13 protein-coding genes are annotated in these 21,326 nt (G+C 36.6%); all 13 read right to left on the bottom strand.

Going from position 1 to position 21,326, the window contains the following annotated elements; translation table 11 throughout:
• Positions 1 to 42: 42 nt before the first annotated feature.
• Positions 43 to 1,446, bottom strand: a complete 1,404-nt coding sequence (locus tag F3D3_RS18420) for an ABC transporter substrate-binding protein (RefSeq protein ID WP_069875928.1) — start codon at positions 1,444 to 1,446, stop codon at positions 43 to 45.
• A 147-nt stretch (positions 1,447 to 1,593) separates the two neighbouring features.
• Positions 1,594 to 3,684 carry a glycoside hydrolase family 3 C-terminal domain-containing protein gene (locus tag F3D3_RS18415; RefSeq protein WP_069875927.1) on the bottom strand — a complete coding sequence of 697 codons (2,091 nt, stop codon included), beginning with the start codon at positions 3,682 to 3,684 and terminating at the stop codon, positions 1,594 to 1,596.
• 55 nt (positions 3,685 to 3,739) lie between these two features.
• Positions 3,740 to 4,744: a LacI family DNA-binding transcriptional regulator gene (locus F3D3_RS18410; protein WP_069875926.1), complete on the bottom strand. Its 1,005-nt coding sequence runs from the start codon at positions 4,742 to 4,744 to the stop codon at positions 3,740 to 3,742.
• Between the two features lie 292 nt (positions 4,745 to 5,036).
• The gene (locus tag F3D3_RS18405; RefSeq protein ID WP_069875925.1) at positions 5,037 to 6,152 is read right to left on the bottom strand and encodes an SLC13 family permease; all 1,116 of its coding nucleotides are present in this window, start codon (positions 6,150 to 6,152) and stop codon (positions 5,037 to 5,039) included.
• Positions 6,153 to 6,225: 73 nt separating this feature from the next.
• A complete protein-coding gene (locus tag F3D3_RS18400) occupies positions 6,226 to 6,459 on the bottom strand; it encodes a hypothetical protein (protein ID WP_069875924.1) in 234 nt (77 codons plus the stop codon).
• Between the two features lie 181 nt (positions 6,460 to 6,640).
• A complete protein-coding gene (locus F3D3_RS23510; protein WP_084389160.1) occupies positions 6,641 to 6,805 on the bottom strand; it encodes a FeoB-associated Cys-rich membrane protein in 165 nt (54 codons plus the stop codon).
• Position 6,806: 1 nt separating this feature from the next.
• Positions 6,807 to 8,774: a ferrous iron transport protein B gene (gene feoB, locus F3D3_RS18395; RefSeq protein WP_069875923.1), complete on the bottom strand. Its 1,968-nt coding sequence runs from the start codon at positions 8,772 to 8,774 to the stop codon at positions 6,807 to 6,809.
• A gap of 101 nt (positions 8,775 to 8,875) precedes the next feature.
• Entirely contained in the window at positions 8,876 to 9,091 is a 216-nt protein-coding gene (locus F3D3_RS18390) for a FeoA family protein (RefSeq protein ID WP_084389159.1), read from the bottom strand.
• Positions 9,092 to 9,314: 223 nt separating this feature from the next.
• Positions 9,315 to 12,191, bottom strand: coding sequence for a hypothetical protein (locus tag F3D3_RS18385; RefSeq protein ID WP_069875921.1), 2,877 nt, complete (start codon positions 12,189 to 12,191; stop codon positions 9,315 to 9,317).
• Positions 12,188 to 15,088, bottom strand: a complete 2,901-nt coding sequence (locus F3D3_RS23505) for a glycosyltransferase (protein ID WP_084389158.1) — start codon at positions 15,086 to 15,088, stop codon at positions 12,188 to 12,190. Before F3D3_RS23505 ends, F3D3_RS18385 begins: the two co-directional genes overlap by 4 nt.
• Positions 15,085 to 17,067 carry a response regulator gene (locus F3D3_RS18375; protein ID WP_069875920.1) on the bottom strand — a complete coding sequence of 661 codons (1,983 nt, stop codon included), beginning with the start codon at positions 17,065 to 17,067 and terminating at the stop codon, positions 15,085 to 15,087. Before F3D3_RS18375 ends, F3D3_RS23505 begins: the two co-directional genes overlap by 4 nt.
• Positions 17,068 to 17,148: 81 nt before the next feature.
• Complete coding sequence (locus F3D3_RS18370; RefSeq protein ID WP_069875919.1) at positions 17,149 to 18,549, bottom strand: hypothetical protein; 1,401 nt, start codon at positions 18,547 to 18,549, stop codon at positions 17,149 to 17,151.
• Between the two features lie 42 nt (positions 18,550 to 18,591).
• The gene (locus F3D3_RS18365; RefSeq protein WP_069875918.1) at positions 18,592 to 21,294 is read right to left on the bottom strand and encodes an EAL domain-containing protein; all 2,703 of its coding nucleotides are present in this window, start codon (positions 21,292 to 21,294) and stop codon (positions 18,592 to 18,594) included.
• Between the last annotated feature and the right edge of the window lie 32 nt (positions 21,295 to 21,326).

Here is a 21,326-nt window from a genome sequence, read left to right as displayed (position 1 = left end):
TATATGCGTTCCTCCTATCCCAATCGTTCTATTTACATTTTATTATTCGACTATGATATCAAGATTATCTCTAACCATTTGTTTTAAATCTTTAATAGCATCTTCTCTTGATTTTTCCCCAGCAGAGTACGCTCTAACTTGATCTCTCCAGTATAGATTGATTGTTTCATCATACTGAGTCAAGTTTTTACCATTTGCAAATTGATTTGCTGGAATAAAGACTTCAAACATATCCTGACCTGCTAAGAATTCAAGTGTACCATCTGACATACCCATAACTTTACCAGATGCTACGGTGTCTTTCGTGCCACCAGGTCCATTAAGCGTACCATTTGCCCACATGTATTGAAGGCCTTGCTCTGTTGTATCTAATGTAATCCAATTGATAATTTGACCAACTGCTTCTTTTTTCTCTGATGATGCTGACCCAAGTACCCAAGTACCGCCCCAGAAGAAACCTACTGGCGGCTCACATACTGCCCAATCACCAAATGTCTCACCACTGTTACCTGCGATTACATAGTTGATCATCCATGCAGGTCCAAAGAAACCTAAGATTTTCTTTTCTCCAGCATCTTTCATGTCCGCATACCAAGCATCTTGCCAGTCTTGCGTGTCATTATGATAGCCCTTGTCTTTAAGCTCTTTAGATAAATCTAAGAACGCTTCACGTTTTGGATCCATCACGAACTTACCGTCTGCGACCCAGCCTTTTTCCGAGCTGTTTTCCACGGCATGCCATACATCGCCATCACCTGAGACGATGCCATAGCCTTTTGCTTTTAACTCAGCAGCCGCTGCATAAAACTTATCCCAACCCGGTCCGATAATTTTTGCAATTTCAGCAGGGTCATCTGTTCCCCAAACATCTTTTGCAATAGATCGACGATAAATATAAGCACCACCTGTGGCTTGATAGCCTAATGCAACGACATCACCATTGCCATTAGTGCCTATGTCTTTAGTATACTGTGCAATTTCAGCATCTGTAATTGCCTTATCCACATCAATGCCCAAATCTTTATAAGGTGCTGCATATTGAGAAGCATCTCCTTGAGCATATTTGAGTACAAATGCCGCTTCTGCGGTATAAATATCTGGAGCATCCTTGCCACCAGATGCAAGTGCTTGGTCAAGTGCTGGTTGATAAGCCCCTTCTGTTGTAGCAATAATAGTCGTACTAATTTCATATTTTGCTGCAAAATCAGGATTCATTTCTAAGAATTTTTCAATCATTTTTGGAACTTCATCCGTAAATGACCAAACATTTAACACAATCTTTTTTGTGGAACTTGGTTCAGTTGTACTTGGTGCAGCACTTGGTTCAGCTGCCGGTGTACTTGGTGCAGCATTGTTTGCCTCGTTTGCTGGTTGACTACCAGAGCCACAAGCCACTAAACTGAACATCATCAAAACAACTAATAATAAACTCAATACTCTTTTCATAAGGTCCCCCTTCGTTTTTTGAGAAAATTTTATTTATGTAAATCTGAACCTTCAAGTTTGATTACTTGGAAGCACAGAAATCCATACACCTTTAATTATAAAAACTTACGCTTGACGCTCTTGTCATTACGGTTATACAGCCTCGCTTTACAACTGGAATTCACAGTGTAGACAGGACTGCCCAGTCAATTGTTTGCTCAGATCATCAGGTTGATTGACACCTGCATAGAGTGTAAAGCGACTGCCATCAACAATCCACTCCCCTTTATCATTCACCACTTTGAAAGCACTTTCAGAGACTTGAATATCTACTTTTATGCTTTCGTTACTCTTGATATGAATACGTTTAAAACCACACAGTTTGTGATTTCTCACTTCATACTTAGAATCCTCACATCGGATATAAAGCTGAACCACTTCATCCGTATCGCAATTACCTTGATTGACCACATCCACTGTAGCCATTCTGTGATCTGGATCAAATTTCAGGTCACTGCAAACAACTTTTGAATACGTTAAACCATAGCCAAATGGGTAGAGCACATTATCTTCAACATATCTATAGGTCCGATTGGTCATATCGTAATCTTCAAAATCTGGTAAAAGATCAGCCGTTTCGTAAAAAGTAACAGGCAGTTTACCTGATGGCGAAATTTTTCCAAACAATATATCCGCCAATGCTTTACCACCCATCTGTCCTGGATACCATGTCTGAATAATGGCATCCGCTCGATCGCCCAACACATTGATGGAACTGCCCGATGCATTGACAATAATCGTGGGTTTATTGAGCGCCAGAATCTGCTCTACCAATTTTCTTTGACTCTTTGGTAAGAAAAGATTTTGCTTATCTCCAGCAGCAAAGGCATTTCCTGTGTCGCCTTCCTCACCTTCAATAGTGGCATCAAGCCCCACACATAAAACCACCACATCCGAATGTTGAGCAGCTGTAATCGCCTCTGAATAGCCATCACCTGGCTGTCCCAATGCCTGTAAAACTGAACTGAAGAGATGACACCCTTCTGAATAGTAAATTCTGCCACTAAATGCATTTCTAATGCCGTCTAAAAAAGTCCAGTACTCATCCCCTGTACCGTAGTAATTGCCTCGAAGTGCCTCAATACTCGCCGCATTGGGTCCAATTACAGCAATTTTCTGAATTTGGGTTTGATCCAGTGGCAATAAGCCATTATTCTTTAAGAGGACCATGGACTTTTGAGCACATACCAATGCATAAGCTTTATGTGTATCACAACTGACTTGATCGTACTCGATGTTGTCAAATTCACAGAACGCATCTAGCATCCCCAATTTAATTCTCGTCTTCATTAACCTAACCGCAGATTGAGCGACCACTTCTCTTGATACTAGCCCTTCTTCAAGTGCCTCCAAAAGGTGCTGATACGTATTGCCACAGTTTAAGTCACATCCTTTGTTTAAAGCAAGTGCTGCCGACTCCGCAGGTGTCTTTGTGATTTTATGATGGGTATGAAAATCTCTTATCGCCCAACAATCCGACACAAAATGACCTTCAAATCCCCATGCTTTAAGTTTTCCCATTAAATAATCGCTTGCGCATGCGGGTTCAAGGTTTACTCTATTGTATGCGCCCATTACACTTTCAACTTTCGCTTCTCTTACAAGTGCTTCAAATGCAGGTAAATAAGTTTCGTTTAAATCTTTATCACTGATTTTCGCATTAAATTGATGTCTAATGCCTTCTGGACCACTGTGGCCCGCATAATGTTTTGCACATGCTGCCACTTTTAGAACGGGTTGATCTCCTTGTAATGCTTTTGCAAAGCTAACGCCTAACCTTGAAGTTAGGTATGGACATTCTCCATAAGTTTCTTGGCCTCTGCCCCAGCGCGGATCTCTGAAAATATTAATATTGGGGGACCACATGGTCAACCCTTTATAAATGCCTCGATCCCCATGCTGACGACTTACATTGTACTTAGCACGCGCTTCTACTGCACAAATATCGCCAACAGTTTTAATGCTATTTTCATCAAAGATTGCGGCAAGTCCAATCGCTTGCGGAAACATCGTCGCCGTTCCTGCTCGCGCTATACCATGAAGCGATTCATTCCACCAATTATAGGCAGGCAAGCCTAACCGTTCAATCTCAAAAGCATCATATCTAAGTTGACTCACCTGCTCTTCAAGGGTCATTTTAGAGACAATATCCTCTGCGCGTTCCTGCACCGTCAACTCAGTATTTTTATACTTCTCCATCTTGATTTGTTCTCCTCTTCGATTATTACAGGACTTGTTCGATGAATCTCATATTTTAGCGTGACTCTATCTTTTGACAAGTGCCACCTACAACAAGTTCAAGTCCAACAGTCGTTTTTGTTTTCGTTATTATTTTGGATTCAATCATTTTAATGCATTTAAGAGCTGCCCCTCTTCCGAGACCTTCCATGTCCTGTTTAATTGTCGTCAATCTCGGATGTATCATTTCTCCAAGTTCGATGCCATCAAATCCAGCCACAGAAATATCTTCTGGCACTCTTATATGCGCTTCTCTTAACGTTTTAATGCCCCATAGTGCACCATAATCATCTTGGTAGATGATGGCTGTTGGCAAATCACCAGAATCAATTAGTATTTTAGTGACCTCTATTGTCGTTTCGCGATCATAATATTTGGAATCTATAATGCGCTCACGTAAATTGGCTTGCTGGATTGCGTTTTTATAGCCATTGATACGCTCATACGTCACCGCTGTTAAATGACCATTCATATAAACAATATCCTTATGACCAAGTTGAATTAAAAAATTAGTTAACATATTTAAACCTCTATAGTTTTCAGATACAATACTGCACACATCAGGTGAAGTATAATCAATTACAACTACGGGAATTTCACTTTTCATAAGCTCTTGAACTTCTTCAGAGTCAAAATTAATACAAGCAATAATCACACCATCTGTCTTTTTCATTCGGCAATGCTCCAAGTAAGTTCTCTTCTGTTTACCCCATATTTTTGAGATAAAAGTCAAATCATAACCACTTTCCTCAGCTTGTTCTTTAACGGCCTCTAAGATTTGGGCAAAGAAATAATGTGTTAAGCCACCATGGCTCTCATCTTGAAATAAAACACCTATTGTCCATGTTTTTTTGGTGCTGAGCGCACGCGCTTGAGTGTTCGGGATAAACCCCATTTCACTTGCCGTTTTCAAAATCCTTTCTTTTGTCTTAGAATTGATGTCGGCATAATTATTAAAAGCCTTTGAAACAGTCCCACTGGAGCAACCACAAGCTTTTGCAATATCATAAATCGTAACCATAGCGAATTCTCCTAATCGTTTTTTTTGAATTTTACCATAATTACACTGAAAAAGAAACAGATCTCTAAATATCACGAAACCGCTTTCGTAATCGCTTAAAAAAAATCATTAAGTTCGCTACCGATCTTAATGGGCTTGTTTATCCCTAATTCGCGAAACCGCTTTCGTTCTTATTATTATACATTTCTGATCTACTGACGTCAATAGTTTGTTTACAATTAATTCATATCTACTGAATGCACTCCTAACGAATTGCACAAGGGTTACGAAGGTAGCATAGAGGGTTTCAACGCTACCATGAAACCCTCCCTGTTTTGACCAATATCCAAAACACCAACATGAAAACGATTAAAAACAAGCCATTGTATTTGTAAAAAAGCACTCTATAAGGCCTTGATGGGTACTGCTTAATATAGAATTTAAACGATATGAGATTTGCCATGGAAGCCACCATTGTCCCCATACCGCCCACACTCACACCCAGCAATATGGCCTCAAAATCCTTCGTAAAACCACTCATCAAAATTGCAGCAGGTACATTGCTTATGACTTGTGACAATGCGCATGAAATCCATAAAATCGACCATTTTGAAGTTATCCCGCTCTGAATAATCTGACTCAATTGCTCAAAATGTGCTAAGTGATCTATCGCAATAAAAAAACATATAAATGTCCCGAGTAAAAAATAATCCACCTTTTTAAAGAGTTCTATCTCAAGTATAATAAAGCTCGCAAAAATAATAACGGTCAAATAAAAAAGGGGAATCCACCTTAAAATCGAAAATATCATTAAGACAAATAAAAAGCCCATCCAAATTGTTTTGTTTTTTGAAGTGATGCTTGGTTCATTTAATTTTAAGCTGAAAGGCGTTTTAGGCGCTCTTAGATTCAAAAGAAAGAGTAACAAGAGTCCAAAGCCTACAAAAAGTGCTGTGATTTTAAAAAAAACCAGCGTGGCAATTGAAAATTTAGAATATAAAAATAGATTTTGAGGATTTCCAAACGGCGTAAGACTACTCCCTACATTTGCCGATATGGTTTCGAGTACGATCCACCTTATGGGATTCACTTTTAATTGCCTACCGATGTTCATCGTAATGGGGACGACTGTAATCAAAGCCACATCATTTGTTATAAACATCGCTAATCCTGCGGTTAAGAATATCAATAAAAAACCAAGTTTTCTATCAGAAGACGCATTCTTGAGCAAAAATAGTGCAATTGCATCTAAAATGCCATATTTTTCAAAAGCTAAAGTCAATAACATCAAATTCATCAAAATAAAAACCACATGCCACTCAATAACTTCCAAATTAATAGGGTCAAAAACAGAAGTTATTAATGCCACCACCAAAACAATCAGAAAGACGATTTCCTCTCTCATTTTATCTTTTATAACCCTTACCATATGCTGTAACTCCTACTGTCTATTTTTCTCAAAAAAAAGCTATGATGTGAACACCATAGCGAGCTGTGTAATACTACATTCTTAAGTCGAGTTCAGAAGCATACGCATCCATCCACTGGACTGAATTGCCGTCCATTGGCTTCTGAATTTGAATGAGAAAGCACGGTTTACCTTTGTCTGTAATTGTGATCATGTCTAGATCACCATTTCTTTCAAGCAATAGTTTCTTAAATGCATCTGAATTCCCGCTAGCAAGGACAACGCATTCCACTAAAGCTTCGAAACTGACAGTTCTTAAACCATTCATAGCTTTGCCTCCCTTATTTAATTTTGTACCCGTTTATATTATATCCTTTTTAATTCTATTTAACCAGTTGCACCTTGTCAAACTTTCCACAAAAAAACAACCACTACATATTTCTATGTTTGTGGTTGCTTAAATGTGATCTTACACATGAATTGAACGAACTACAGTACCCTTTATACGATTATAGCCTTAATTGAATGGGCGTTTCTTGAACTGAATGGCACTGATTCTTTAGACCACAGCCACTACATCCGCCACATTTACTATTTTTCAAATCTTTTCGAGTCCGTTTTAAGGACCAAGTGAATAGCATTGCTACTAAAACACCTACTACTAGAGTCGACATATTATGCCTCCTGACCAATCTCACTCAATTGCGACAATTCACTTCTTTTCACATCAGCACGCTTTACGCCCACATAAACGCCACCAATAACCACTGCAAGAACAACCATTGCAGGTATAAAACCTTTCGCAAACTCACCGTATACAAGCAGCGTTCCAAATTGTGTAATCAGTAACGCTAAGGTGTAGCCTACCCCTAATTGGAATCCAATAGCTCTTCCCAACCACTTTTTTGACCCCAATTCAGAATTCATTGCCCCTATTGCAGCAAAACAAGGCGGTGTGAACAGGTTGAATACAAGAAAGGCATACGCTGTAACGGGTGTGAAGAATTGCGTTAATACGCCCCCTGGGATGTGCAACGCTTCTTCACTTGCAACTGCTAAAATCACCGCAAAAGTAGCCACAACATTTTCTTTTGCAATAAACCCCGTAATAATAGCTGCTGCTAATTGCCATCCAGCAAAGCCAAGTGGAATAAGAAGCGGTGCTATGACTGAACCAACACCTGCTAAAATACTAGCGCTTTGAGAATCTACAGCTTGCAGATTCCAACCATACGCTTGCATAAACCATACGAGCGTATTCATGACCAAAATGATCGTGGACGCTTTATAAATAAATGCTTTTGCCTTATCTAGCATTTGAATAAGTGCGTATTTAATACTCGGAATCTTATATTCTGGCAATTCCATTATGAACTGAGTTGTATTTTCCCAAACGAAAAGTTTTTTAAGTAAAAGGCCACCAATAATAATCATAATAATTGCAATTATATACATGCTTGGTCCAACCCAACTGGATTCAGGAAAAAATGCCACTGAAAAGAGTGCAATAATCGGGAGCTTTGCGCCACACGGTACAAAAGGTGTTAAAATCGTCGTAATTCGCTTTTGATTGATATCCTCTATGGTTCTTGTAGCCATGACCCCCGGAATCGCACAACCAGAGCCTACGATCATTGGTATAATCGACTTACCTGAAAGTCCAATTTTCTTGAGATAGCGATCCATAACCACTGCAACTCTGGCCATATAGCCACTATCTTCAAGGAGTGATAAACAGAAAAACAACACCATAATGAGGGGTAAGAATCCAATGACAGCACCCACGCCACCGATGATTCCATCTACTATAAGCGCTTGCATAAGTGGATGCACACTAATACTTTCAAGAAATTGATTTACCCCTGTAGGTATTGTCTCTCCAAAGAGAACCTCATTGAAATAGCCTGATAAGAAACCGCCTAGCCCTTCAATTGAAAAGGCATAAACTGCCCACATCACTAAGAAAAAAATCGGCAAACCCAAATATTTATGTGCGACAATGCGATCCACTTTATCTGAAAACGTCACTTGGCTTGATGCGACTTTTTTAGAGATAAATTGTTTCACCAGATCATTGATATATTTTTGACGCACTTGATCATCATTAAATGTTTTGATGTTCTTGGATTCGGTTTTTAAGGCTGAATTCACGCTGATTTCAGATGCGGTTTCAATTAATTTTTTCAACCCCTTTTCTGAAGTTGCTGTGGTTTCAATAATCTTGCAATTAAGTGATTTTTGAAGCCCCACGACGTCGATATAATCTCCTTTTTTAGCAATTAAATCCATTTTATTAAGAGCAATGATGACAGGAATGCCGATTTCAATCAATTGAGTCGTGAAAAATAAGCTTCTGCTTAAATTAGTGGCATCAACAATGTTAATGATCACATCTGGAGATGCACTTAAAACAAAATCTCTCGTAATCGCTTCTTCTCCTGTAAATGGTGCTATTGAATAGGCACCAGGCAAATCTACGACTTTAACCGCTTGTCCTTTAATCTGATATTGTGACTTTAAATCCGATTCTTTTTTTTCAACAGTAACACCTGTCCAGTTTCCGACATACTCGTTTTTACCTGTGATGGCATTGAACAACGTGGTTTTCCCTGAATTTGGATTACCCGCTAATGCAATTTTCATAGTTTCCCTCCTATTTGGTTGAATAAGTCTTCTCTTTATTAATTTGAGTTTTTGCGATATTGATAATCATTATCGCTTGATTGGTAAAAAAAAAGTGCTTATTATACTTGAATGACAATTGATCTTGCTAAAGATTCATCTATGGCATATCTGCCGTCTTTAATATTAACGATATAATTGCCTCCTAAGATTGAGATCAGTGTGATCGACTCGCCTTCAAAGCACCCCAAACTAAACAAGAATTTTTGATTTTTCTCTTTGCCTTCTATCTTCACAATATTTACAGTTTGCCCAACTTTGGCTTTTGTTAGAAACATCACGTCACCTCTTTCTTCAATAACTTAACATCAGTACTTTCGAAGGACACCGAAAGTTCTCTACTTGATAAAGATTATCATATTCATTTAAGAGAGTCAATACTTCTTTCTGATTTCATTATACTTTATTGATAATAATTATCAGTAACATGGGTTACAAAAAAATAGAGGCTATACGAACACGAATTAAAAAGTTACTCGCATAGCCTAAATTAAAAAAAATTCACTTCTCAATATTTTTAAAGTATTCGCCTATAGCCCCGAAACCTCGTTTTAAACGCGTATCGTACATTGGGATTTCCCATGATTCAAGAGGTAAAATAACATCAACAGATCGCATTTGATCTTTCATAATCCTCAAACCTATACTTTCGATTTGAGCGGTTTCGATTTGATCCTTTTGGTTGGGGATGAAAATCCTCGAATCCCAAAGTATTGACCTTGATGATGGATCTGAGAATCCCAATAACCCATATGGAATTCTGATTGTAACCTGCTGCCCCTCTATCCATATATTATTCTGAGGCACTTCTAAATCACCTATGTTTAATTGACTTAAATCCACAGTTAAGGCTGGTGTAAAAGTACCGTCTTTATCTGTATTTTCGGGATTGACCAGCTGAGTCAGGTTTTCAAATATATCAAAGCTCTCCACTGAAGATTTATAATGTCCATTAATCCAATTATAGCTTGGAACTACTCGTAATTTTGGAGATTCATCCACTTCTAAAATATATTCAAAACTGTTTTCACTATGGTTATCCTCATCAGATTCAACATTGAGATCAAAGGCAACTTTTAGACCTTGCCTTAAATCAAGTTTGCTCTTAAACTGAAGTTTCAGATAAATATAGGAGGCATTTTGACTCGACGCCACAGAATCAAGATCTAAATAGGGACTATTGCTTTTAAATATCTCTTTGTATTCGGGTATTTTGGCTTCAATTGCAAGCAAGCCATAATTCTGTTCAGGATCAAGCACATTGTGCCAAAGAACTTGTCTCTCATATGGAATCATATAGAATTCTGTAGTCCAAGTCTTCTTTGCCCATTCATCCATCCATTCAAAAATAATAGCACCAGAATAGTTTTCAGCTTTAATCGCTTGAGTCATGCGTATAATGAAACTTGCCTGCTCATCTTCTGATAAGCCACCATGATCTAACCCATCTGGATTATAATGTGCCGTTATTTGACTTGTTGATATACCATATTCTGCAACAATAGCAGGATAACGATGATTTTGATTCATAAACGCTTTAAGGTATCCGCCATATCTAAAGACACCCTCACCATCACGATAGGCTGCATATGCTTGTTCATTATTCATAAAATTGGGGTAGTTGGGGTAAATGTGATACGCCCCCACAAAACCATTGACACGTTCTCTATGAACTCCAATTCGATCAATATCCACTGATACCTTATCATTAAACTGTAAATTCTTGTAACCCGCTTCATTCCACTCACTATCATGATTGAGTGCATCTAATGTTGGCCAATTCACAATTCCTATAATTGGGTTGCCCTGGTAAAAATCTGATTCAATACTTAAAGCGTAATCACAGGATGCCGCTAACCATGATTCCGTAGGAGATGCATTTCGTTCGGCGTAAAAAAATTGTCCCTGAAATTCATAACCTTCATTCAGCTTGTTCGTTTCTATTACTTCTTCTGGTTCCATTTCTCTTCCTACCAAATAACCTAAAAGATAGGGCGAAACATCATATGCATAAAGACCATATGCTCTGTAATCTCTCACAGGAATTTCAATATTTCCATGAATCGCGTGAACGGCATATTCAATTTCTTGTCTATAAATTTGGTTATACTGCTCCCCCAAATAATTCAAATCCTCTGGATTTTCTTCAGGCCAAATTTCTTGTAGGAGATAAAGAGGTTCCCTAGCCTTTTGGTTATATTCATAAAGTGCCTGATAGAAACTTGGCGGTAAAAGCGTATAAACTCTGATGGTGTTAATATGGAGTCCTTCCATCTGATTTAACCAATTAAGATACGTTGCTTTATCTTGTGGAAACTCTGTAAAAAATTTACCAGGAAGTGCTGCACCCAAATTAATGCCCTTTATAAAAAAAGGGTGCAACTCCCCTGCCTCAGATTTCTTGAATATAAATTTGTCTTTAACTGAGAAATTTGAAGTTGTTGATTTGACAATAGCCACATCATTTTCGGCATTTTTCATAATATGTTTAAAAAAAGGGATTGTAAATTGCCAAAAAATCTGTTCTTCAGCGAATTTTTCATAAATTATCTTACGTTGCATCATAGGTACAATAAGATCATATTTTGCCGTTACAAGGGTTGAGTTTTTCGTGAATTGTCCCGCCAAATAATAGCCTTCATAGTAATTTCTTTTAATTTTATAAACTGCTGGGAAACTGTTTTTTATATGATATTGCTCTAGTTTTTCATCACCTTTAGACGTTGTTTTTAAATTAAACGTAGCGAGGCTTGGGGATTCACTTTCTGTTATTTCAAAGACACCATAAAAAGGTATTTTCGTTTCACTTCCAATTTCTAGTGAATTAACAGTTAGTGAACCTCTATAATCTTTGCCTTTAACCAGCACAATAACGTCATCTAGGCTACTGATGACAATTCCTTCCCCATAAAAAGGCCACTTCTCACCATAGTTTTTATGATATATATTCATTATTTGAATAGGAATACTTTCAATATCACTCAAATCCTGATAGGTTTTCCCCACATAGGGGCTGCTTGTTACACCTGTTAAATAATTAAGCTTCTCAGATAAATATTTACTTTCGTTCACTTTTTGATAAAGTGCTTCAAATACAACGATATTACGACTGATTTCATAACTATCCGGCAGCTCCAGAAAATGTGAATCATTAATTAATAAAATTCTGGGGACAATTTGATCATCACTCTCTTCAATTTTAAAATGATCTGATAACCATTTTATTGATTCACTGCCATCATCGTATTGTTTCATCGTGATATTTGAACTCGGTTTGTTGCGGAAAGTTATGTGAGGTATAACAAGCAATAAAATGATCGCGATTGTAATCAGAAATACAAATCCTTTTGCAGCACGTGAAATCCACTTATATTTCATGAATCAATCCCCTTTCTTTTGATTTTCCCCCATCCAGATTGACCAAATATAGTATGAAATTGCCCTTGTATACGCCAAAAACTAAACATTTGGCGAGGTCCAAAATTCTCTATTATTGCGTAGAACAGCAATTTCATAATATCCTTAAACTTATAAATTTGTTCTTCTCGCTCTGCGATCAATAATGCCGTTATAGACACCAAGACCCCTAACAGAACCGTAGCTGAAAATAAGAGTAACGCAATTTTCTCATCGAGGATTCCTAAAATAGCCGCTATAAAAACCATAATGTAACCTTGTATTTCAATCATCGGTCCTATGGCTTCAAAGATGAGATAATAGGGCAAAACAAAAAGACCTGTGCGCCCATAGCGCCTATTGAACATCATCTTTCTATGAAAATATAATATATCAATCAATCCCCTATGCCATCTAAATCTTTGATTTCTCAAACTTTTCAGATCTTCTGGAACTTCCGTCCAGCAATTTGCGTTAAAGGCATACAAAATCTTATATTTCAGATTGCGCTCCCGCATCATTCGACTAATTCTGACGACAATTTCCATATCCTCGCCCACGGTATCCTTTTTATACTTGCCTCTTGTGGTTAAATAACCACCGACTGAGATCACGCGATCCTTCCTGAACAGACCAAATGCCCCAGAGATGATAAGCAAACTGTTCATTTGCTGCCAGCCTAATCTACCTGCCATGAATGCTCTCATATATTCAATCGTCTGAAATCTTGCCAAATGATTTTTAGGTAAGACTACATCTGTAATTAAGCCCTTGTCCACTTTACAACTGTTAATAGGACATACATTCCCTCCGAGTGCAGGTGTTTCTTTACTTTCATCTATTGTTAACGACGCCAGTCTCAAAAGTGCTTCAGGTTCCAATAAAGAATCCGCATCAATGCCACAGAAATATTCTTTATTGGCAACATTTATACCTGCATTTAAAGCATCTGCCTTCCCTCCATTACTCTTATCAATGATGATAAGTTTGGGCAATGAAGGATTTCGATAGATTCCTCTAATCGGTACGGTATCTAAACTCATTTGATATTGATAGTCCACACGTATCAATTTAAACGCTTCAATCAATCTGGAAAGCGTTTCATCCTTGCTCCCATCATTGACCACAATCAACTCATAATCTGGGTATTTTAGATTCAAAAGAGAGCGTACACTTGAAACAATAGACTTTTCTTCATTAAAAGCAGGTGCAATAATGGATATGGACGGGATCATCTTATTTCTAAAAAGCATAGATATATTTTTGAAATTCCAAAGCTTAGCTTGCTTTCTTACATTGATATAAGATAAACACATGAGCATTAAATAAGAAACATTGATTGCTACTGAATAATAAGCAAGTGTATAATTAAAATCAATTACATACCGCTTTAAAATAAATCTTGGTGTCTCAACACCCATTTCATTTTGAAATCTTAAAAAAAATACAACTGGGTAAGTCAGAATTCCAAGTGCAGTAAAAAACAAGACCACTTTAACCAATTTTTTATCCTTCAAGTGGATTTTAGATTCTTTAACCACTTCAAGGGGATCTGTACCCCATTTTGCAATTAATCTATTATCTAAATACCGTCTTAATTCTAGACCAATCGAAGATTCGGGATTTACTTTGGATTTAAGAATTTCTAAAAGTTTGTTTTCAAGATCAAGATTCTTATTTAAGTTCATAAAACCAATGAGCTCGTTAATTTTCCCATTTGATATAATCTCACCTAAAATTTTTGCTTCACGATGTGATTGCTTGCTATTCAGTTTTAAAATATAGTATTCAATTCTATTCGAAAAAATTTGAGACATCCGCTGTTTAATATGATCGTCTGTTTCTGTAAAAAAGGCATCTTCTAATACATATAGAAATCTTGGATTTTTTTCGATCATTTTTGTAATAACCGCTATCAATGTCTTTTCAAAATCATTCTCCTTTAAATGCGCTAATAATATTTTAAAATGATTTGTACTATTTACTTTTGAAAGTGCCCAGAAGGCATTATTTTTTATAATTGGATTCATATGCTCATAATACTGAATGTCCATAAAATCAACAAAGTAAAAATTGGATATCGTTTTACAGGTCAACGTCAGTAACTTGTCAAAGTCCTCATCTAGATAACTGATTTTATATTGAGTTTTATTGGTTTTAAAAAGCCTTAAATAATATGCTCTAAGACTTGCATGTTTCTCTTCATATGCATTGACGAAGTTGAATAAGTACTGTTTTGTCTGCTCATTGAAATTCTCTGCCGCATAATTAAGAATTAACTCAATATATTCAATATCATTCGTTTCAAACAATGCCATCATATGTGGCTGAAATAAAAATCCAAATTCAAGAATATTTGAAATTGCCTTTGTCCGATACCATTTATGAGTCCCAATTAGAGCTTTGATCATCACCTCTAAAGATTTAGGATTCCGAATATCTGTCAGTGCATTTGAAATATATATTTTTACAGCATAATCCTTTTCTCCTAAAAGTGCTTTTTCAAGCGAAAGTCTGGCTTTTTCACTGCCAATGATCCCCAAATAAGTGCAAGCTTCTTTACGTCTGGTTTTATTGAACGATTTTAGTTTTTTTATTTCCACTTTCTCAATTTTGATCAACGCTTTGCTTTGAAGATGATGTTCTAAATCTTCCATAATCAAGTTTTGTTTAATTTCCTTAATTTCGCGCAACGAATCAAAGGTGCCCACGAAGGAGTGATCCACAAGTGATAAAATGGTTGCCAATCTTCTATTGTTTCTTGTATAAATTTCTTCTAAACTTGAAAACTTATTGCCTATGATCCTCATCAGCAATACTACAATCAAATAGAAAATGATGAGCATCAATACAATTAAGCCATTTATATGAATGCTCATTCCCTCAATCCTTTCGATTTCTTATGAACTATTCCGATAAGCTCTGACAGTAGATACGGTTTCTTAATATAATGAATTACACCAAGCTCAAGTGCCCTGTTAACACTTTCCTCATCCTTTTGATGTGATAAATAGATCATATCCATATTTTTAGTTTTTGAACTCTTTTGTAATTCCTCTCTCAATATAAACCCATCCATCTTATCTAAAATGATATCGGAAATAATTAACTTAGGCAGATGGATTTTTGCAAGTTCAAGCCCTATAATACAATCACTTGCAGTGAGCACTTCAATATTGAGCTCACTGATGAAGTTCTTCAATACTTCCAAATTAGTAATATCAGAATCTACCAATAAAATTTTATGTGCTTGAATTACATCACTAGATGCCTCACCACTATGGCAAAAATAATTTTTACCTTTTACCTTTGCGATTCTTAATCGATTCAAAGCACGTTCCATATAATTTTTGACAGTAATTTCATATGAAACAGCATCCAAATCAACTTCTTTTGGAAAAGCGGCACCTATTGAAACCGTTAGTTTACCTAGAAAATGGTCGCTGGATTCCATTTCATTTCTAAAATTTTCTACTAAATTAATTAGGGTTGAAGTATCATAGCCTTTTAAATAAAGCCCGAAATCCGTTTCTTCAAGTTTGAAAATAGACTGTTCTCCAAACTTTTCTTTTAGCATATAGGCCATATTGATAAGCACGGCACTTTCTTCTTCTGCACCATATTTTAATATATATTTTGAAAAATCATCAATACTAATGCAGATAACAGCCCCCACATCTCTCCAATCTTCTACATTTAACTCTTCAAGTAAGAGTGTCACTAAAAAACGCTCGTTAAAAAGACCTGTTATAGGGCACTTCACAAGTTTTTCATTGACGGTTTTAATGGTCTGATCTAAGGACTGATTAATCTCCATCAATTTTCTATTCTGAGCATCTACTTCCGCTAAACTATGAGACATAATCTCTGGCACTTCAAGATCATAAATCGCACATAGATTTCGAACAAAAGGTTCTATTACAGTTAACCACCTCATGCCCCTCATTTCTTGGATGCTTTCAAAAATCAAATTCCATACCAAATTTGGATCGCCACTATATGAAATGATTTCACCGTATTCATTTAAGGCGATCTCGTTTAAACTTTCATAAACCGCCTGAACTTCATTTGGAGGATAAAGCGTAATCAACCGTTGATAAATATCATTAAAAACAATTAAATAACCGCCCGCTTCCATAAGATTTTTTTTAATAGGACTTAGAAGTGTACCGCATTCTAAGGTTCTAAGTGCTACCATGTAACTTCTAACATTCTCTCTTATAATTGAACCATGTTGTGGCAATATCAATTGGATATCATAGAGCATCAATGTATCCATTACAGGCCTAAGTACCGAGTTAGAAGGCATGTAGTGTTCGTGAAAAGTCAACATTTTTCCCATATAATTTTTATCTGCATAAAGGGTCCTATTGTAACTGAAAGCACCAAACAAATCACTTGAAAAAAGTGTTTTATTAACGCGATCATAGCTTGCAAAGGCGCCTGCAAAATGCAAGTAAGGCGTTAGAATAAATTCTACTACCCTGTTATTTCCGAAAGTTAATCGGTTTTCATGTTCTTCTATTAGATAATAAGGTGATTTGATATCATAGTATTGAATAAGCGTCATGGTTCGCCATGAAGTCACCACCTGTGCCTTAAGCCCAACCTCTTCAAGGAGTGGAATCTGAGAACAAAAGTCGGGATCTTGGTGATGTACCACAACATACTTAATTTGGTCCAGCGAAACCAAAGCTGTAATATTCTCTAGAACTTGTTCAAAGTCCAGCTTGGATCCGGGATCAAATAAAACTGCTTCGGCTCCGTCTATTAGCAAGTAGGGATTACAATCCAAACCATTATGCGACTCAATATCCCCGACATGAAAAATATCAGGTTTTAACTTAATATAACTCATAGCTACCCCCTCATAGTACTATTTATCTAGATTGCTCTATCTAAATATACCCATTTTATTAAACGAGTACCATTCTCTTTTTCACTTTATTTTTTTAACAATAAAAACGATCCCCACAACAACCGCAACCACAAAAATCAAAGGTAAGACCATTAGAAAAAACACATAGACATACGTTCTGCTCCATTTGCCTTTTAATTGATCCAGTGCGGTTATTGTCTCAGAGGTATAAACCGTAAAGGTCAAATCTTCTTCTGGTAATTGATCAAAGTTTGCATGGTATGAGATCTGATTTTCACTGCTTTTCCGAGTAAGTGGCAAACTGCTCGAAAGAATGTATTCATAGGGTGCTTTTAAATTAATCGTCAGGTCTAACTGATCAAACGCTTTCCAGTATGAAGCTGGCTTTAGAAAGTACTCAAAGGTATACGTTGGTTCAGAGCTATTGCGTTTATCAAAGGTGCCTTTCATCTGATATGCCACAGTTATTTCGCGTTTCTGTACAGGTTTAAATGCAATATCATAACTTAAAAGTATGATTCTCTCACGGTATAAATACTGCGTTAGGTCATCCAGTATCAGAATAGGCATATCATTCGGTTCATAAAGCTCATGGAGGGCTTCATTCAGCATCTTTTCTTTATCGGTTTTCGTATATATATCGGATTCCTCTGAAAACAATTGGTTCTCTAACAGGGCTTTCATATTTGCGTTTGAGATCGTGGTTTGCTCCACTTTTAAGTTTTCAAAGCCAGTTTTTGAGTCAATGGGATTGTCACTAGATTTCTCTTTAACTGTATATTCAAGTGCCTCTACTTCCCCTTTTGTCAAATAAAGCTTTAGCGTTTCATCTGTCCCAACATTCTTTCCAAACCATCCCCCAATAGAAAACCGATTGCCATCATAGCCATAACTGTTTATATTTTGAACGAAAATCAAGGATTGAGGATCTGACAAACTAAATTTGACTTCAATCTGCATTTCTGCTAGATCCACTTGGGGTATGAATTCATAACAGATCAGATCTGAAGTTAAAAAAGAGTCTTGCTCTGTTGCCTGTTTGAGTACCGTTTCAAAATCCGGTAAATTATTAGGCGTATTCACTTTGTCCAGATAGATTTTTTTAAGTGAAATAGGTTCACCGTCACATTGTATCTCAACGTGATCTTCAAGGCTTTTTATAGTAGACACGAGTGGGAAAACCATATGCACATTTTGAGTTTCATCACTGGTGTTTTCCATTTCATAAGTTGCTTTGACTTTTGCACCTTCTGAATATAAGTCACTCGTCAAATCAAATGTCAGGGTTTCATGATTGACGATAATTGCGTTGGCTTCATCCACGATCATTTCAGAACTTGGATATTCTTCCATAATCGTAGGGCCTGAATTGGCGTAAGTCAAGGCGTGAAGATTGATGAGTAAAGCTAGTGCCATACAAATTCGGATCATTCTTTGAAATTTAAATCTTGATTTTTTCACTTTTTGTGTCCTCCTGTTTTGGTCACACTCTATTTCCCAAGTTTAATTTTCACCTTTTAAGCTCCCGCCCTCTCCAGTATATCTGTTCATGTGAATTCGTGGTACCTCTTGTGCTTCGACTGGTTTGCTGAAATAGAAACCTTGAATAAAATCACATTTGCCAACCTTTAACCGCTTGACCTGATCCAGTGTTTCTATGCCCTCTGCTGTCACGGTCAACCCAAGACTATGAACTAATAAAATCAAGCTGTCCATAATACCGATGTTTTCCATTTCTAAAAATTTGATATTTAACGATCTGTCTAACTTCACCTTATCTACTGGTAAAAAAGTCAAATAATTAAGTGAGGAGTAGCCCGTCCCAAAATCGTCAATGGCAATCTTAACACCCATTTTTTTCAGTTGCTTTAAAAAGACAAGTGATGCTTCTTTGTTTTCTAAAAAAATATTTTCGGTAATTTCAATCTCAATAAAATGTGCACTGATATCATACTGCTCTAGTAATGCGTGAAGGTACTGAGCATAGGTCTTATCCTGCAACTGATTTGCAGAGAAATTGATGGATACCGGTCTAAGGGAAAGTCCACTCTGCTTCCAAAGCGCCATTTGTTTGATCACTTTTTCAGTCACAATTCGGCCTATTTTGACGATAGAACCATTCTCTTCTGCGATTTTGATAAACTCTGCTGGTGAGTACTCTAAAGTTCTCAGTCTCAATAAGGCTTCATAACTCGCTATATAGCCTGAGTTCACTTCTATCTGAGGCTGATATACCATCATAAAACCATCATTTTCGATGGCATCTCTAATGATGAGTTCAATTTTAGATTTTTCAATTTGATGATCCATCATGCTCACACTAAAGTATTTATAGCCATTCTTCCCAATATTTTTCACCGCATACATGGCTAGATCGGCATTCATAATCAATTGATTTACATCTATACTGTCTTTAGGAAACAGTGAAATTCCCATGCTAAAATTAATTTCAATCAAATTATCGTCAATGTCCAGTTTTTCATCGAATAGATGCCTTATGAGTCTGACCTGTTGATCCAGTTCATGAAAATCAGATTCGCATTCAATTAAAATTAGGAATTCATCGCCTCCAAATCTTGAGACGCATATTTTGGGATCCACAAATTTTTCAAGCCTTTTAGCGATGGCTTCTAATACTCGATCTCCAAAAATGTGGCCTAAGGTATCATTGATACCTTTAAAATTATCTAAATCTAACAAAATAATAGCACCACTCTGTTTGGATTGAATGCGTTGGTCTAGGATTTCGACAAATTTTCTCCGATTTGGCAAGTTGGTCAAAGGATCATGAAATGCTAAAAAATTAATGTATTCTCTCTGATGATCAATTTCTTCAAGTTGTGCCATAAGTTCCTCTTCAGAAGAAGTCAACAATTGGTTTTTTTCTAAAATATCCGTATGAGATGCCTTTAGTTTTTCAAGATAAACGTATACTTTATCAAGCAAAGTATTCATCGAAGTGGTTATCCTCATAAATGGATTTTGCTCGGACAGATTAAGTTGTATCTTCGTGTTATTTTCAATATTAACGGTCTTAATCTCATCGTCAATCGTATTGACTTGATTCATAAGCTCAATAAGATTTTCGTGCATTTCAGATAATGCCGTGGCGATAATACCAATTTCGTCTTTTTGTTTTGAATAAGATTCAATATGACTATTATCATAGAAATCAAAATCATAGTCCGCCATACGATTAATAACAGAAGCAATTCCCAATATAGGATCGGTTATACGTCTTGATATTCTATAGATAATGGCAAACATAATGAGTAATGTCATGAGGTAAATGCTGATTAATATATTTGTGATTTCTTTTGCTTTACTCAAAATTTCATCTTTGTCAACGACTGACAACATATGCCAACCGCTTACCGGAGAGGTCACCACATTGATCACCTTATCACTGCCATCGATTACCGCTTCAAAAATGGTGCTGTTATTCATTTCAAAATTTTTAAAAGCATCGATGTTCAGTTCATTCGGTGTTTTTAGAATCCATTCTGGATGTCTTGGGCTCACAATAAACTTCTGATTGGGGTTCATTACTAAAATATAACCCGATTTCCCAATTTGAATCGAATTAACATTCCGTGTGAGTTCTTCCAGATTAACGGTGATGCCCACGACCCCAATTGCCTTACCCTTGTGAATAACACGCTTTGAGAAGCAAATTACCAATTCTTCACTTACATTTGTTTTATAGGGTTCTGATAGGACCACGTCATTTTTATCAATAGTCCCCATATACCAAGGTCTAATTCTCGGATCATAAGGTTTTGAAGGCGAAAATTTGGGGAACTCCATGTAATCCCCATTTTCAGTCCCTAAAAAAATAAAATTTATTATCTCATGGGCATCTTTCAATATTTTAAAATAGGATTCTATCGTCTCTTCTGCTTCAAGTGGCATATATTTAAAGGTTTCAAGATCAAATTTTGTATAATTATTAATCGCATTTTTAGAGGTCTCTATTTGCTCAAGAGAAGCCAATACTGAAACGGCTTTATCAATGTCTTTAATAAGCGCTTTATCAACAAGTTCGTTAACCTGTGTAAGCGTTTGATTTGTGTGCTCGATGCTATTGTTGTAAAGCCATTTCTCAATATAGCTTTTTAAATAAATGCCTCCAAAAAAATAGGGAACCAAACACCCCATAAAAACACCTATAATGAGCTTTTTCCTTATGGCATTTTTAATTTGCATTGGATTCACCGCCTTCTTTTTTTTGTAATTGC

Origin of the sequence: Fusibacter sp. 3D3 (assembly GCF_001748365.1) — a bacterium.
Taxonomy (GTDB): Bacteria; Bacillota; Clostridia; order Peptostreptococcales; family Acidaminobacteraceae; genus Fusibacter_A.
This window is presented reverse-complemented; position numbering and strand designations above follow the sequence as displayed.